Genomic DNA, 14,043 nt, shown 5'->3' with positions numbered 1-14,043 from the left:
TGCGCATCGCATAGTGGAGGGATGAGATGACACGTTTTGCAGGCCTGCTGGCGTCCGCCCTCCTCCTGTTGCTGCCTTTATCTTCGGCCCGCGCCGCCGCGCCCAAAGCGGCAACCGCTTTGTTCGAGGCCAAAACGGTGACCGAGCGCAACGCCGCGCTTACCACGCTCGAGGCTGCAGCCCAGGGCGATCCGGCGTCAGCCTATGCCGCCGGGGCCGGCGAATTCTTCACCGCGCTGGAAATCCTCGCCGGCGGTCTGCACCGCCACGGGTTCGAAAGCCCGCAATCATTCATGCTGCCGCTGATGCGGCTGCCGATTCCGGACAATCCCAATCCCGAACCGCTGACCTATGAGCAGTTCCGCGCCATTCTGGTCGCCTTCCGCGACCGGCTGGAGACATCCGCGGCCACTCTGGGCTCGGTACCCGCCGATGCCGATATCGGCATGGTCGTCGACCTCACCCATGCCGGCATCGATCTCAACGAAGACGGTGCCATCGCGCCGGATGAAAGCATGGCCGCGATCATGGCCTCGCTGTCGCGCGGCGGTATCTCGTCGGACGGCGCCGCTCCCTCGCTCACATTCCGCTTCGACCGGGCCGACGGTTTCTGGCTGCAGGGCTATGCCGAATTCCTGATGGCGCAGGCCGATTTCTGGCTGGCGCATGATTTCAGGACCATGTTCGACGGCTCGTTCCACATGCTGTTCCCGCGCGCCAAACTGCCGCTGCAGGACGTTCTGGTGCCTCCCGCCGGGGACATGGGCAGCAGCATCTTCTCATCGGAATGGCGCATCGCGGATTTCATCTCCATGGTTCACCTCGTGAACTGGCCGGTGGTCGAGCCGGAGCGCCGTCAAGCGGCGCGCCGCCATCTGCTCGAAATGATCCGGCTGTCGCGCGAGGACTGGAAGGCGATCCGCGCCGAGACCGACAATGACCGCGAATGGCTGCCGGGACCGCAGCAGAAGGGCGAGAACCCGCTCACCGGGCTCGAAGTCGGCGAGGAGCAGGTCGAGGCCTGGCTCGCCACTCTGACCATGGCCGAAGACCTTTTGGAAGGCCGCAAGCTGCTGCCGCATTTCCGCATCACGGTCAGCACCGGCCAGGGCATCAACATGAAGCGTTTCTTCGAAGAACCGAAGCCTTTCGACCTGGTGCTGTCGATTACCGGCCCGGCCATCGCGCCCTACCTCGAGAGCGGTGAGATCGTGACCAGCGGCGAGTTCGACCAGATCCAGCGTCAGTTCGGTGGCGGTGGGTTTTTGACCTTCGCGCTGTGGTTCAATTGAGCAGGTGGCCCGGCTTTGCGTGACACAGCTCCTGACACCCTTGTGTCAGGAGCTTCGACCCGCTTAGCGTCCGTTGCCATTGCACTCTTTCCATTTTGGCGGACTCTGCCCATATTTGGGGCATGGCCAAACTTCCCGAGAAAAAGACACCGTCTCCGGCGGGTGACAACAGCGCTTCGCCGCCCAAGCGGCGCAGCCCGTTGACCGATTTCCTCGATGCCTCGGAGCCTCTGCACAGAGCCGGCTTTGCCGAAGCGCCGCAGGCCGACTTCACCGGCACGCCGCTGACCGGCTCGATTGCCGACTGGGCCGAGCAGATCGAGCAGGAGGCCGAGAAGGAAGGCCGTCTCACCGGTAAGGGCGATGGTAGATCGCCAAAGTCCGCGAAGAAGATCCCGGAGCGGTCCGCTGCGCCCGGCCGCAGTTCGCGCGGGACCTCGATGGGTGGCGCGGCAACGGCGCGCGAACGCACCGCCGCCGGCCTCAACCCGGTCGCCGGTCTCGACATCTCTCTGGAAGACGCCGAGACGATGGCCTCGGGCAGCGTCACCGCGACGGTCGCGGCGCTGTCGGCGCTGATCGAATCCGGCAACCCCTTGCACAAGGACGGCGTGCTGTGGACGCCGCACCGCCCTGCCCGCCCGGAAAAATCCGAAGGCGGCATCGCCATTAAGATGGTGTCGGATTTCGAGCCGGCCGGCGACCAGCCGACCGCCATCAAGGATCTTGTCGAGGGCGTCGACAACAATGACCGCACTCAGGTGCTGCTCGGCGTCACCGGCTCCGGCAAAACCTTCACCATGGCCAAGGTGATCGAGCAGACGCAGCGCCCTGCCTTGATCCTGGCGCCCAACAAAACGCTGGCCGCGCAGCTCTATTCCGAGTTCAAGAAATTCTTCCCCGACAATGCGGTCGAGTATTTCGTCTCCTATTACGACTACTACCAGCCCGAAGCCTACGTCCCGCGTACCGACACCTTCATCGAGAAGGAATCCTCGATCAACGAGCAGATCGACCGCATGCGCCATTCGGCCACGCGTTCGCTGCTCGAGCGCGACGACGTCATCATCGTCGCCTCGGTGTCCTGCATCTACGGTATCGGCTCGGTCGAGACCTACACGGCGATGACCTTCCAGATGCAGATCGGCGACCGGCTTGACCAGCGGGCTCTGCTCGCGGATCTCGTCGCCCAGCAATACAAACGCCAGGACATCAATTTCGTCCGCGGCTCGTTCCGCGTGCGCGGCGACACGATCGAAATCTTCCCGGCTCACCTTGAAGACCGCGCCTGGCGCATCTCGATGTTCGGCGACGAGATCGAGGCGATCACCGAATTCGATCCGCTCACCGGCCAGAAGACCGGCGAGCTGAAGAGCGTCAAGATCTACGCCAACTCGCACTACGTGACGCCGCGTCCAACGCTCAACCAGGCGATCAAGTCGATCAAGGAGGAGCTCAAGCACCGGCTGGTCGAGCTCGAGCGCGCCGGCCGCCTGCTGGAGGCACAGCGGCTCGAACAGCGCTGCCGCTTCGATCTTGAGATGCTGGAAGCCACCGGCTCCTGCGCCGGCATCGAGAACTATTCGCGCTATCTCACCGGCCGCCAGCCGGGCGATCCGCCGCCGACTTTGTTCGAATACATCCCCGACAACGCGCTAGTCTTCATCGACGAAAGCCACGTCACCGTGCCGCAGATCGGCGGCATGTATCGCGGCGACTTTCGCCGCAAGGCGACGCTGGCCGAGTATGGATTCCGCCTGCCCTCCTGCATGGACAACCGGCCGCTGCGCTTCGAGGAATGGGACGCCATGCGACCGCTCTCCGTCGCCGTTTCGGCAACGCCCGGCGCCTGGGAGATGGAACAGGCCGGCGGCGTGTTCGCCGAGCAGGTCATCCGCCCGACCGGCCTGATCGATCCGCCGGTCGAAGTCCGCCCGGCGAAAAGCCAGGTCGACGATGTCGTCGGCGAAATCCGCGACACCACGGCCGCCGGCTACCGCACGCTGGTCACCGTTTTGACCAAGCGCATGGCCGAAGACCTGACCGAATATTTGCATGAGCAAGGCGTGCGCGTTCGCTACATGCACTCCGACATCGACACGCTGGAGCGCATCGAGATTCTGCGCGATCTCCGCCTCGGCGCTTTCGACGTGCTGGTCGGCATCAACCTGCTGCGCGAAGGCCTCGACATTCCTGAATGCGGTTTCGTCGCCATCCTCGACGCCGACAAGGAGGGCTTCCTGCGCTCCGAGACGTCGCTGATCCAGACCATCGGTCGCGCCGCCCGCAACGTCGACGGCAAGGTCATCCTCTATGCCGACCAGGTCACCGGCTCGATGGAGCGGGCGATGGCCGAGACCAACCGCCGCCGCGAAAAGCAGATGGAATGGAACGCGGCCAACGGCATCACCCCGGAATCGGTGAAGTCGCGCATCTCCGACATTCTGGACTCGGTCTACGAGAAGGACCATGTCCGCGCCGATATCTCGCAGTTCACCGACGGCGCCGGTGCGATGATGGGCAACAATCTCAAGGCTCATCTCGACGCCATGGAAAAGCAGATGCGCGACGCCGCCGCCAATCTCGACTTCGAGAAGGCCGCCCGCATCCGCGACGAGATCAAGCGGCTGCGCGAGATGGAACTGTCCATCTCGGAAGACCCTCTGGCCAAATACGCCGACATGGAAAGCCCGGTCTCCGGCCGCGAGAAGGGCAAGCACAACAAGGGCGTGGCCAAGCACCGTACGGCTGAGGAACAGGAGCGTTTTCGCAAGTTCGACGACGCACGCGCGGCTGAAGAGGCGGCCAGGGCTGCCCGGTCCAACCTCTTCCGCAAGCCGGCGCTCGACGAAATGGGCGCCGACGGCGCCGTGCCGGTAAAGAAGCCACTGTTCGCCAAGCCCTCGATCGACGACATGGGCCCAGGCACCGACATGCCGACACCGGCCGGAGCGGTATCGCGCTCGCTGTTCAAGAAACAGTCGGCCGAAGAGGCGCACGGCTCCGACTTCGGCATTCCGGGCGATGCCACCAAGCCGCTGTTCAAGAAAAACTCGCTGGACGAGATGACCGTGCGGCGGACCGAAAAGCCGGTCGAAGGAAAAGTGCCGGCCAAGCCAAACCCCATCTCCCCCCAAGTGGGGGAGATGTCCGGCAGGACAGAGGGGGGCGCGAAGGATCGCGACGATTCCCCCAAGCCAATCATTCGCCAGCGTGCTGGCATCGGCTCCTACGAGGACCCAGGCGATGCGCGTCGTGATAAGCGGCGGCCGGGGAAGACGGGACGGCCAGGAAAGTAAGCGCCCTTTCCCTTCTCCCCTTGTGGGAGAAGGTGGATCGGCGCGCAGCGCCGAGACGGTTGAGGGGTGTTCCAGCGGAGTGAGACGTTGGTATTTTCTGGAACACCCCTCGTCCGACCGAGCTTCGCTCGGCCACCTTCTCCCACAAGGGGAGAAGGTAAGAACCGACCCGCTGCACCGTTGCGAATTTTCGACGCCGGCCACTAGAATGCGTGATGATCGTCACGCGCAGACTTCAGGAAGACGAGTTCAAGGCTTGCTTCGCCGAGCCCATGACGAACGTCACCGCCAAGGCAGAGGCTGCCGTGGACATATGGCCGTATGTCGAGGCGCTGGATCTCGATGAGATCGGCCTGCCCTATTTGAACGACGTCCACTATGTCTACCGGGATGCCCAAAACCGGTTCGATCAAGTTCTGATTGGCACCGGCAGGTTCAACGCCCTGCTTGTGATCGTTGTTGATCTTCACAGGAGCGCAGTGTTCGGACATTTCCTGCTGGATCCAAACAGGGAATACGGAGTGAGCGGAGGCCATCTGAGGCCCGTGTGACAGTAGCGGCCGATTGCCAACCGACCCGCCCACTTGCCTCCACCCCCGCCTTTGGTGTAATCGCTCCACACACTCAAAGTTTTGTCTTGAAAGGAGGGCTGCGTGTCTATCGATCACCATCGTCAGCGTGGCCCGATTTCTGCCCTGCGAGTTCGCTTGCAGGGCTGACCAGGGACATTACGGGTTTTTTCCCGTTTCGATTTTTTGGTCTGCCCTTCGTGGTGCGCAAAGCTGAGCCTGACGGCCGGCAAGCACACCGTCAAAGTGCATCCGGAGTTGTCTCCGGCAAGACCAGAGAAATCGCAATGGCCCTGATCAGCCTCAAATCCCTCGGCGTCACCATGAGTGCGCCGCTGTTTTCCAATCTCGACCTCACCATGGGCGCCGGCGACCGGCTCGGCATCGTCGCCGCCAATGGCCGCGGCAAGTCGACCTTGCTTAAATGCCTGACCGGCGCGCTGGAGCCGACCTCGGGCGACATTTCTCGCACGCGCGGCCTGCGTGTCGGCCATGTCGAGCAGTCGGTTCCGCCAGCCCTTCTCAGCCGCAGCTTCCATCAGGTGGTGGCCGATGCCTTGCCGGCCGAGCAGGCCGACAGCGAGATGTGGCGCGTCGACGTGGTGCTGGATTCGCTCGACGTGCCCGAGCCGATGCGCGAACGGCCGATGCAGGCGCTGAGCGGCGGATGGCAGCGGCTGGCGCTGATCGCCCGCGTCTGGGTCACCGATCCGGATGTGCTTTTGCTCGACGAGCCGACCAATCATCTCGACCTCGCTAAGATCAGCCAGCTGGAAAGCTGGCTGAACGCCCTGCCGCGCGAAGTGCCGGTGGTCATCGCCAGTCACGACCGCGCCTTTCTCGACGCCGTCACCAACCGCACGCTGTTCTTGCGCCCGGAGGACTCGCCGGTGTTTGCACTGCCCTATTCCAGGGCGCGGCAGGCCCTGGACGAATTGGACGCCTCGACGGCGCGCCGGTTCGAGCGCGACATGAAGGTGGCGCAGCAACTGCGCAAGCAGGCCGCCAAGCTCAACAACATCGGCATCAATTCCGGCAGCGACCTTTTGACGGTGAAGACCAAGCAACTCAGGGAACGGGCGGAGAAGCTGGAAGACGCCGCGGTATCGGCGCATCGCGAGAAATCGGCCGGCGCGATCCGGCTGGCCAACCGCGGCACCCATGCCAAGGTGCTGATTACGCTGGATGACGCCGCAGTGGAAACGCCGGACGGCACGCTGCTGTTCAAGACCGGCAAGCGCCACATCTGCCAGGGCGACCGCATCGTGCTGCTCGGCCGCAACGGCGTCGGCAAGTCGCGTTTCGTCGATCTGATCCGCAACGCCATCGCCGAGCCGGACACGGTGCCGAACGTCAAGGTGACGCCGTCGACGGTGCTTGGCTACAGCGACCAGGCGCTGGCCGGCATCAGTGGCGACGACACGCCGCTGGCTCTGGTCTCGCACCGCTACGATGTCGGCGAGCAACGCGCCCGCTCGCTGCTTGCCGGCGCCGGCGTTGTCATTGAGATGCAGGAGAAGAAGATCGGCGTGCTGTCCGGCGGCCAGAAGGCGCGGCTGATGATGCTGGCGCTGAGACTCGCCAACCCCAACTTCTACCTGCTCGACGAGCCGACCAACCATCTCGACATCGACGGCCAGGAAGCGCTGGAGGAGGAACTGCTCAAGCACCAGGCGAGCTGTGTGCTCGCCTCGCACGACCGTTCCTTCATCCGCGCCATCGGCAACCGCTTCTGGCTGATCGACAAGCGGAAGCTGACCGAAGTCGAAGACCCCGAGGATTTCTTCCGCTCAGTGGCTGAAACGGCGGGCTGAGGAACTACCACCATGGGCCGCACTGTGTTGCGGCCCATGGTTTCACATCTCCCAGAATATTTTCAGCGCTCTGTCGGATCGCCTGAACCTGCTGCGTCCTTGGGATGCCGACACGATGATGCCGGCTTCATCTGAGGAGAACGCATCATGTCCATCCTGTCATCCATAGGCCGCGTCGCCGCCCGTTACGCACAGAACCGCGCCCGCTATCGCAGCGAGCGCGAGCTTCTGGCCCTGCCGATCGAACTGCGCAAGGATATCGGCTGGCCGGAAATCCTCATCGACGCGCAAAACGGCCCGCGGATCTGCAGGGCGCCCTGACCATGCGGTCGGGAAAGATCGATGCAGGCCGCCGCGGGGCGACCGTTGCTCAGTCATGCGTATCGCCCGACAGCGGCGTCGCCTGCATCGATCGACGCTTTTCGAACGCCTCGAACCAGCGCGTCAGCCGCGCCCGCGCGCGAAAGGACGGCAGCTGGCGGAACGCCATCCAGGACAGCGTGGTGGCAAGCGCTATATGGCCGACATGGAGCGGTGTCTCGTCGTCCAGCGCGCTTTCGATCCAGTCATAGCTGGCCTCGATTTTTTCCCGGTAGCCTTCGGCAAGCGCTGCATAGCGCAACTGTTCGGGCCGCCTTTCCGTCTCCCAGCGCAGGCCTATGCCCGTCTGCGCCAGGCCTTGGGCGACCGCCTGCAACCGCAACGCCTGCCAGCGCGCTTCGCCGTCCTGCGGCAGCAATTTGCGGCCGTCATGCAGCGTATCGAGATAGGCGCAGATGACATCGGAATCGAAGAGCGGCGGCGCATCCGGCCGCAGCAGCACCGGCACCTTGCCGAGCGGGTTTTCGGCGTAGACACGGGCATTGCGCAAGGTCGGGCTGGTCTCGTGATGAATGACCTCGAGCCGGTCGGCAAGCCCGACCTCATGGGCGAAGACGAGCGTTTTGCGCGCAAAGGGCGAATGGGTCTGGTAATAGAGGATCATTGTCGTCTCAGCGGGTTGGAGAAGCAGTCCCCTTTTCTAGCCTGCTCATACCGAGGATTGCGCTCTGATTGGGCGCCGCCGACGCAAGTTCATTTCACCCCAAAAATCGCAGCGGCCCAAAAAATCGCATCAGACATGTAGGATTGCCGCCGCCTCGTTCGTCCTGAGGTTCGCAAAGGCCAGACCAAGCGCCCAGACCAAACCCAAAGAGGAACAAGACATGACCGACCAGACCCCCATTCAGCCGGCCGCGAAAGTTCTCGGTGGATTGACCCCCTATTTGCAGCTGGACGGCGCCTTCAAGGCCGCCGAATTCTACAAGAAGGCCTTCGGCGCCGAGCAGGTGTTCTTCTATCCGCCCGATGAGCAGGGCCGCACCATGCACATCCATCTCCACATCAACGGCTCGACGCTGATGATTTCCGATTTCTACCCCGAAAACGGCATGCCTGCCGTCAAGCCGCAGGGCTATACCATGCAGCTCCATCTCGGCGCCGACGAGATCGATGGCTGGTGGAAGCGCGCGGTCGATGCCGGCTGCGAAGTCGCAGTGCCGCTGCAGCTGATGTTCTGGGGCGACCAGTGGGGCAACATGCGCGATCCCTTCGGGGTCGAATGGGCGATGAACGCGCCGGCGAAGAAAGACTGACCACCGCTGACAAAGCTCCTTACCGGCTGACGCCGGTAAGGAGCTTTGTGAGATACTCCAAGGAAAACCCAATGTCCTATGTCGATGGTTTCGTGCTCGCCGTGCCGAAGGCAAACATTGATGACTACAAGAAGCTGGCCAACCTCGCAGGCCCGATATGGAAGGAACACGGAGCGCTCGCCTATGTCGAATGTATCGCCGACGACGTGCCCTATGGTGAGTTGACCTCGTTTCCGCGTGCCGTTCAGGCAAAAGACGACGAGATCGTCGTCTTTGCCTGGGCCGTCTATTCGTCCAGGCAAAGCCGCGACGCGGTAATGGCCAAGGTGATGGCCGATCCGCGTTTGACGCCCGATTTGGGGCCTATGCCCTTCGATATGAAGCGCATGATCTTCGGCGGTTTCCAGCCCTTCATCGAGCTTTAGCCGCTGCTCAGGCCAGCTTGTCCAGCAGCGGCTTCAACCTGTCGCCATAGCGCTTCCAGAGATCGACCGAGCCCTGATACATCGGCTGGCGCACCTGCGCGGCCGAGGCCGTGCGCACCGGGCGGTCGGTCTCGTGGAACGACAGCGCCTTGTCGTCCCAGGACAGGCCGAGATGCCCGATCAGCGCCCGCGTCTGTCCCTCCTGGTCGGCCACGAAATCCTCGTAACGCACGTCATGCACGACGCCCGGCAGAACATCGCGCCAATGCGCCATGATGTCGGTGTAGATATTGTGGAAATCGGCGAGCTCGCCCAGATCATAGCCGTAGCGGTGGTTGTCGCCGCGGAAATGCACCTTGTAGATCGAAAGGCAGGTCGCCGCCGCATCGCGCGCGCAATGGATGATCTTGGCTTTCGGCAGCATCATATGGATGAAGCCGATGAGCAGGAAGTTGCCGGGCATCTTGTCGGTGACATGCCTGAAGTTGGGATAGCGCTCATGCAGCATGTCGAGATAGGCTTGGCCCGCTACGGCAAACTCCGCGTCGGATACATCGACCAGTCCCCAGGGGAAACCTCCGGGCATGGTCAGCGGAAATTGCTTGCCGACCGCGGTTTTCAACATGCTGAGCTCGCCCGCGCCATAGACTTGTGGATGGCTGGCGATGATCTGTTCGACCAGCGTGGTGCCGGAGCGCGGCATGCCGACGACGAAAATCGGCGTGTCGTCGGAGATTGCACTTGGCTTGTGCTTTTCGAAAAAGCCGGCGTTGAACACCGTCTTCATCGCCTCGAATTCGGCCCGCGTCCTGACCGAATCATAATCGATGCCCTTGCGGCGGATCGCATTGCCTTCAGCGAAATAGTCGAAGGCCCTGTTATAGTCCTTCAAATCATCATTGGCCTTGCCGAGACCGAAGGACAGCTGCATGCGTGCCAGGCTGTCGGCCGGCGCCTTGGCATGCTGGGCCTCCATGCCGGCGAGTTCGGCGTCGCGCTCCTTCTGGCGCTTGACCTGCGTCAGCATCAGCCAGGCCTTTGCCATGCCTGGCGTGATCGCCAACGCCTGCCGAAACAGGTCTGCCGCTTCATCGAGCTTGCCTTTTTCCATCAGCCCGACGCCGAGCCCATGCAACAGGTCGGCATCCTTGGGCCGGATCGTCAGCGCCTCGCGAAAGGTCGCCAGCGCCTCATCCAGACGACCGGCTTCCTGCAACGTTTCGGCAAGCCCGATGCGGGCGCGGACATGGAAGGGATTGCGCCCGATTGTGCCGCGATAGATGTCCTCCGCAGCCTCGAACTGGCCGAGCTGTTTCAACGCCGAACCCAGATTGTCGCGTGCCGCGAGCTGGTCGGGCTTGAGATCGACCGCGCCGCGGAAGAAATCGGCGGACGCGGCAACGCGGCCGAGATCGCGCATCACCGTGCCGAGATTGTTGAGGAAATCGGGATTCTTCGGCTGCAGACGCACAGACTGCTCGATTAGCTCCAGCCCTTCGGGGCTGCGCCCGGTCTGGTGCAGCAACAGGCCCAGGAAATGCGCCGCTGCCGGGTGATTGGCCTTGCGCGCCAGCACCTGCCGGTACAGCGTCTCGGCCTCCTGCCGGCGCCCGGCCTGATGCAGCTGCAGCGCCTGCTGCACATATTGGTCGAGGCCCAGCGGCGGCTGTCCGCCAGCTCCAGCACCCGCCGCTCTTCTCTGATCTCTGTTGATGGGAAACCTGCCGTGTTTGTCCGCTTGCCGGACCTAAGGCATGGAAGAGACAGATTCAAGGGTGCCGCCGGATATCCTCTTCGGTCCGGACAAGGTGTTGCTGCGGTTGAACCCAAAGCAGCGCAGCCCGGTCAAATCAGCCGGTTGCTCTCGGCGAGCCGGCGCTCCCGCCGTAGCGTGCCGTCGGTGTCGGCAATCTTGCGCCGTGCCGCTTCGTCGCTTCTTATCGTCAGGCGCACTGATATTGCCTTGGGGAAGAGGACGATTGGCTCGATTGTTGCGGTCGGACGATCCGGCGTTTTCATGAATCTCATATATTTTTGCCTTTCGTAAAAAATAATCTTAGGGGCACCGGAATAATTATTCCGATGCTCTCTAAATAAGAAATTGGCTGATATTGTTCCACGATAGCAGATTTATTAGGGGTTTATACGAGAAATTTTTTATACCGGTCGAGCCGTGGCGGAAATCAGCTTGAATAACCAACAATTTCGGATTATTGGTCTGAGATCGTTTTTTGGGTCAAGCTTGGCATATGGCGGCGTCGGAGATACTCGACCCGCCAAACTCATTCCAATCGCCGATGGTTGAGTTCCCGGTTGATGCCGGAAAGCATCGACGAACCAGAGCCAAGCCAATGCCGGATCGCACCACCCGTTCCATCGCCCATTTCGCGGCACCCTTCGTGCTTGGCGGGCTGGAAGGGCAACTGCCGGCCGGCGACTATGACATCGATCACGACGAAGAGCTGATCGAGGGCATGTCGCGGCTTGCCTGGCGTCGCGTCGCCACCTTCATCCATTTGCCGGCAAGGGCGGTGAAGAACCCGGCCACCAGCCAGCTTGTCGCCATCGACTACCTCGAACTCGAAACAGCGCTGAGGCGCGACCAGGAGAACGCAGCATGATCCGCTTCCAGCAGAATGCGCGTCCGCGCACCGACACGCCCTCGCACCTCTTCGCCATCGGCCAGACCGTGCGCATGAAGAGCCGCAGCGGGCTCGCCCAGAAGACCGCCGAGCTGTTTCAGATCAAGAGCAGATTGCCGGTCAAGGATGGCTCGCCGCAATATCGCATCCGCAGCGAGCAGGAGACCTATGAGCGGGTCACCACGGAAGACAACCTCGAAGTGGCGGACGCCCCGGCTGTCCCCGACAGCCCGGCCGTCTGACACCGCACCCACCCAGCACGTACGAAGGAGCAGACGGATGGCCAAGGGTCAGCAGCGCAGCAATCGCGAAACTCGCAAGCCCAAGAAAGACAAGGTGGTGGCCAAGGCCGCCTCCCCGTTCGGTTCCTCGGTCAAGCAGGCAGAGAGCAGCCTGAAGCCGAAGTCGAAGGGCTGACCAGGCAGGGCGCGCCTGGCGCACCTGCCGGCAATGGACTGACGATCTCGGACTGACGATCTCGCGCAAAACTCTGCAACGGAGGCTTGCTTGACGTTCTTCGTCGAGCCGCTCGCGCGACGTCGACGAAGCCACGCTCGACAAGGTATCGCTGGACGCGCCGAACCTGCGCGCCGCCCTGCAGGGCGCCACCGCGCTGTTCCACAGCCTCGCCATGCCGCAGATCCCCGACCGTCTGCGCATTTGCGACGAGGACGGCGCAGAGCTTTATGCCGGCCCGGCCGACGGGGCGTATTCGGCGTAGGCAACCACTCCGATCCGCGACCTTGCCTTCTCCCTTGGGGGTGAGAAGCGGTCCGCGCAGCAGACGAAAAGCCAATTGTTGGCTTTTCGAGTTTCGAACGCCCTGAGCCTGCGAAGGACCAAGGGTGGTCCGGTCCACCCGCCCGGTCCCCGCTGCTTCGCAGGGTCCCGGCATTCGCCGCCTTTTTTATCGTGCCAGTGGGACGGTGAATTCGCCTCCGGCGGACTCACCCGACAGGGGAGAAGGAAAAATCAGCACGGGCCGTCCTCGACGACGCGGTAGTCGGCGGCACGGGCCTCGCAGGCGTTGGGAAAGGTGCGCAGCTCGCCATGGCGGCGGGCGCAGACCGGGGCGTATTCGCGCGTGCAGAATGTCGGCTCTTCGCCGCCACCACCGCCACCACCGCCGCCGTCGCGGCAAGGGCCGTCGCGAACGATGCGGTAGCCTTCCCGTTCGGCAAGGCAGGCATTGGCGAAGGTCTGGCGGTCACCGCCGCGCCGCGCGCAGACCGGCTCGTATTGCCTGGTGCAGAATTCCGGTTCCGGCCGTGGCGGGCGCGGACGTGGTCCCGGCCCGTCATCGACGACGACGGTGCAGGCCGCAAGAAGACCCGACAGGAAGAGAATAGTAAAACCCTGGCGCGAGAAGGTCGTCGCAAGAAATCTCATGAATATGCCTCCCTCGAGACCCCCGTCCCCGGCGCAAAACGCGCCTGTCGATCCTCGCCATTCCCTTGCCAAATGCAACCCCCGTTTGCGGCGCGGGAGCCATGCGATGCCCGGCCCGCGTATTGGTTTGGCCCTGGACCAGACCGCTGGACCATGCGTGGCCGGGCTCTGGCTGATGAACTCTTAAGAACCCAGGTTTATCGAAGCGCCTTCGTTGGGATGCGTCGATGGACGCGGCCCGCGGCGCTATCTTGCAACGATCACGTTTCCGTGCGATAAATTTTGTGTTCGGGCATTTGCGACCCGGAGAGCGGAACGTTTTGGACGACCTTTCCCCGATACTGTGAATCTCTGACGGCCCCATTTTCGGCGGGGGGTTTTACCATGCGCAAATGCAGGACTGCCGAAGCAACCACCGGGACTTGCCCACGATGCCAGGCGGCGGGCAAACCATAAGACTGACACGGGTGAAGGAGTTTCCCCAATGGCCCAGACCGGCACCGTTAAATTCTTCAACGCGACCAAAGGCTTCGGCTTCATCACGCCCGACGGCGGCGCCAAGGATGTGTTCGTCCACATTTCCGCGATCGAGGCCTCGGGCCTGCGTACCCTCGTCGACGGCCAGAAGGTCACCTTCGACGTTGAACCCGACCGCATGGGCAAGGGTCCGAAGGCGGTCAACCTCCGCGCGGCCTGAACCGGCGGTGCCCGCGCGCCCGTCAGGGCGCTCGAAAAAGCACCTAAAGCGTGTTTGAACCGGCTTTGTCAGCCGTCCAGAGTTTCGAAGGCGCGACGTTCCCGTTGCGCCTTTTTCATGACCGCCGTCGCCGGAGGCAAAGGACGCTTTATCGGTCAATGCCGTGGCTGATCGCCGGAGCAATCGTCTGGCGCGAATTGCCTTCGGTGCCACGATCTATTTGAGCAGCCTTCAGCGTTGCCGCCGTCGCCAAAACTTTCTCTTGCCGATAGCGCTAAAATA

At 62.8% G+C, this 14,043-nt stretch carries 15 protein-coding genes; 11 read left to right on the top strand and 4 right to left on the bottom strand.

All coding sequences use genetic code 11. The features are described 5' to 3' along the window. Window positions 1-26: 26 nt before the first annotated feature. The 5 genes from NKJ77_RS25570 (at window position 27) to NKJ77_RS25550 (ending at window position 7,295) form a co-directional block, all read left to right on the top strand. On the top strand, window positions 27-1,292 hold the full coding sequence (locus NKJ77_RS25570) for a hypothetical protein (RefSeq protein ID WP_023711161.1): 1,266 nt from the start codon (window positions 27-29) through the stop codon (window positions 1,290-1,292). A gap of 122 nt (window positions 1,293-1,414) precedes the next feature. Next, a complete protein-coding gene (gene uvrB, locus NKJ77_RS25565; protein WP_023831414.1) occupies window positions 1,415-4,591 on the top strand; it encodes an excinuclease ABC subunit UvrB in 3,177 nt (1,058 codons plus the stop codon). Window positions 4,592-4,806: 215 nt separating this feature from the next. After that, entirely contained in the window at window positions 4,807-5,142 is a 336-nt protein-coding gene (locus NKJ77_RS25560) for a hypothetical protein (protein ID WP_023728225.1), read from the top strand. 305 nt (window positions 5,143-5,447) lie between these two features. Next, window positions 5,448-6,974 carry an ABC-F family ATP-binding cassette domain-containing protein gene (locus tag NKJ77_RS25555; RefSeq protein ID WP_023711159.1) on the top strand — a complete coding sequence of 509 codons (1,527 nt, stop codon included), beginning with the start codon at window positions 5,448-5,450 and terminating at the stop codon, window positions 6,972-6,974. 147 nt (window positions 6,975-7,121) lie between these two features. Beyond that, window positions 7,122-7,295, top strand: a complete 174-nt coding sequence (locus NKJ77_RS25550; RefSeq protein WP_023672009.1) for a hypothetical protein — start codon at window positions 7,122-7,124, stop codon at window positions 7,293-7,295. Window positions 7,296-7,344: 49 nt separating this feature from the next. Here the strand turns inward: NKJ77_RS25550 and NKJ77_RS25545 are convergent, their stop codons facing one another. After that, a complete protein-coding gene (locus tag NKJ77_RS25545) occupies window positions 7,345-7,959 on the bottom strand; it encodes a glutathione S-transferase family protein (protein WP_352535918.1) in 615 nt (204 codons plus the stop codon). Window positions 7,960-8,179: 220 nt separating this feature from the next. Here NKJ77_RS25545 and NKJ77_RS25540 point away from each other — a divergent pair, with 220 nt between their 5' ends. Then, window positions 8,180-8,608, top strand: coding sequence for a VOC family protein (locus tag NKJ77_RS25540; protein ID WP_023705894.1), 429 nt, complete (start codon window positions 8,180-8,182; stop codon window positions 8,606-8,608). A gap of 71 nt (window positions 8,609-8,679) precedes the next feature. Next, on the top strand, window positions 8,680-9,033 hold the full coding sequence (locus tag NKJ77_RS25535) for a DUF1428 domain-containing protein (RefSeq protein ID WP_023683729.1): 354 nt from the start codon (window positions 8,680-8,682) through the stop codon (window positions 9,031-9,033). 7 nt (window positions 9,034-9,040) lie between these two features. Here NKJ77_RS25535 and NKJ77_RS25530 read toward each other — a convergent pair whose 3' ends face one another. Next, on the bottom strand, window positions 9,041-10,675 hold the full coding sequence (locus NKJ77_RS25530) for a tetratricopeptide repeat-containing sulfotransferase family protein (RefSeq protein ID WP_352535917.1): 1,635 nt from the start codon (window positions 10,673-10,675) through the stop codon (window positions 9,041-9,043). 203 nt (window positions 10,676-10,878) lie between these two features. Further along, the gene (locus NKJ77_RS25525; RefSeq protein WP_023689691.1) at window positions 10,879-11,061 is read right to left on the bottom strand and encodes a hypothetical protein; all 183 of its coding nucleotides are present in this window, start codon (window positions 11,059-11,061) and stop codon (window positions 10,879-10,881) included. A 323-nt stretch (window positions 11,062-11,384) separates the two neighbouring features. Here NKJ77_RS25525 and NKJ77_RS25520 point away from each other — a divergent pair, with 323 nt between their 5' ends. Genes NKJ77_RS25520 through NKJ77_RS25510 form a run of 3 tightly spaced genes read left to right on the top strand, consistent with a single transcriptional unit; the run spans window position 11,385 to window position 12,092 of the window. Beyond that, the gene (locus tag NKJ77_RS25520) at window positions 11,385-11,654 is read left to right on the top strand and encodes a hypothetical protein (protein WP_023672014.1); all 270 of its coding nucleotides are present in this window, start codon (window positions 11,385-11,387) and stop codon (window positions 11,652-11,654) included. Then, window positions 11,651-11,917 carry a hypothetical protein gene (locus NKJ77_RS25515; RefSeq protein ID WP_023711156.1) on the top strand — a complete coding sequence of 89 codons (267 nt, stop codon included), beginning with the start codon at window positions 11,651-11,653 and terminating at the stop codon, window positions 11,915-11,917. The genes NKJ77_RS25520 and NKJ77_RS25515 overlap by 4 nt, the downstream gene beginning before the upstream one ends. Before the next feature lie 37 nt (window positions 11,918-11,954). Further along, window positions 11,955-12,092: a hypothetical protein gene (locus NKJ77_RS25510; protein WP_023683725.1), complete on the top strand. Its 138-nt coding sequence runs from the start codon at window positions 11,955-11,957 to the stop codon at window positions 12,090-12,092. A 555-nt stretch (window positions 12,093-12,647) separates the two neighbouring features. Here NKJ77_RS25510 and NKJ77_RS25505 read toward each other — a convergent pair. Then, complete coding sequence (locus tag NKJ77_RS25505) at window positions 12,648-13,064, bottom strand: Kazal-type serine protease inhibitor domain-containing protein (protein ID WP_023833512.1); 417 nt, start codon at window positions 13,062-13,064, stop codon at window positions 12,648-12,650. 484 nt (window positions 13,065-13,548) lie between these two features. Between NKJ77_RS25505 and NKJ77_RS25500 the strand changes: the two genes are divergently transcribed. After that, on the top strand, window positions 13,549-13,761 hold the full coding sequence (locus NKJ77_RS25500) for a cold-shock protein (protein WP_006202520.1): 213 nt from the start codon (window positions 13,549-13,551) through the stop codon (window positions 13,759-13,761). Window positions 13,762-14,043 lie beyond the last annotated feature (282 nt).

It is taken from the genome of Mesorhizobium sp. M0052 (assembly GCF_040323255.1).
GTDB lineage: Bacteria > Pseudomonadota > Alphaproteobacteria > Rhizobiales > Rhizobiaceae > Mesorhizobium.
This window is presented reverse-complemented; position numbering and strand designations above follow the sequence as displayed.

Coding starts and splice junctions, on each gene's coding strand:
- NKJ77_RS25570 (WP_023711161.1), top strand. CDS start 27: ATGACACGTTTTGCAGGCCTGCTGGCGTCCGCCCTCCTCCTGTTGCTG.
- NKJ77_RS25500 (WP_006202520.1), top strand. CDS start 13,549: ATGGCCCAGACCGGCACCGTTAAATTCTTCAACGCGACCAAAGGCTTC.
- NKJ77_RS25520 (WP_023672014.1), top strand. CDS start 11,385: ATGCCGGATCGCACCACCCGTTCCATCGCCCATTTCGCGGCACCCTTC.
- NKJ77_RS25515 (WP_023711156.1), top strand. CDS start 11,651: ATGATCCGCTTCCAGCAGAATGCGCGTCCGCGCACCGACACGCCCTCG.
- NKJ77_RS25550 (WP_023672009.1), top strand. CDS start 7,122: ATGTCCATCCTGTCATCCATAGGCCGCGTCGCCGCCCGTTACGCACAG.
- NKJ77_RS25555 (WP_023711159.1), top strand. CDS start 5,448: ATGGCCCTGATCAGCCTCAAATCCCTCGGCGTCACCATGAGTGCGCCG.
- NKJ77_RS25505 (WP_023833512.1), bottom strand. CDS start 13,064: ATGAGATTTCTTGCGACGACCTTCTCGCGCCAGGGTTTTACTATTCTC.
- NKJ77_RS25545 (WP_352535918.1), bottom strand. CDS start 7,959: ATGATCCTCTATTACCAGACCCATTCGCCCTTTGCGCGCAAAACGCTC.
- NKJ77_RS25535 (WP_023683729.1), top strand. CDS start 8,680: ATGTCCTATGTCGATGGTTTCGTGCTCGCCGTGCCGAAGGCAAACATT.
- uvrB (WP_023831414.1), top strand. CDS start 1,415: ATGGCCAAACTTCCCGAGAAAAAGACACCGTCTCCGGCGGGTGACAAC.
- NKJ77_RS25525 (WP_023689691.1), bottom strand. CDS start 11,061: ATGAGATTCATGAAAACGCCGGATCGTCCGACCGCAACAATCGAGCCA.
- NKJ77_RS25510 (WP_023683725.1), top strand. CDS start 11,955: ATGGCCAAGGGTCAGCAGCGCAGCAATCGCGAAACTCGCAAGCCCAAG.
- NKJ77_RS25540 (WP_023705894.1), top strand. CDS start 8,180: ATGACCGACCAGACCCCCATTCAGCCGGCCGCGAAAGTTCTCGGTGGA.
- NKJ77_RS25560 (WP_023728225.1), top strand. CDS start 4,807: ATGATCGTCACGCGCAGACTTCAGGAAGACGAGTTCAAGGCTTGCTTC.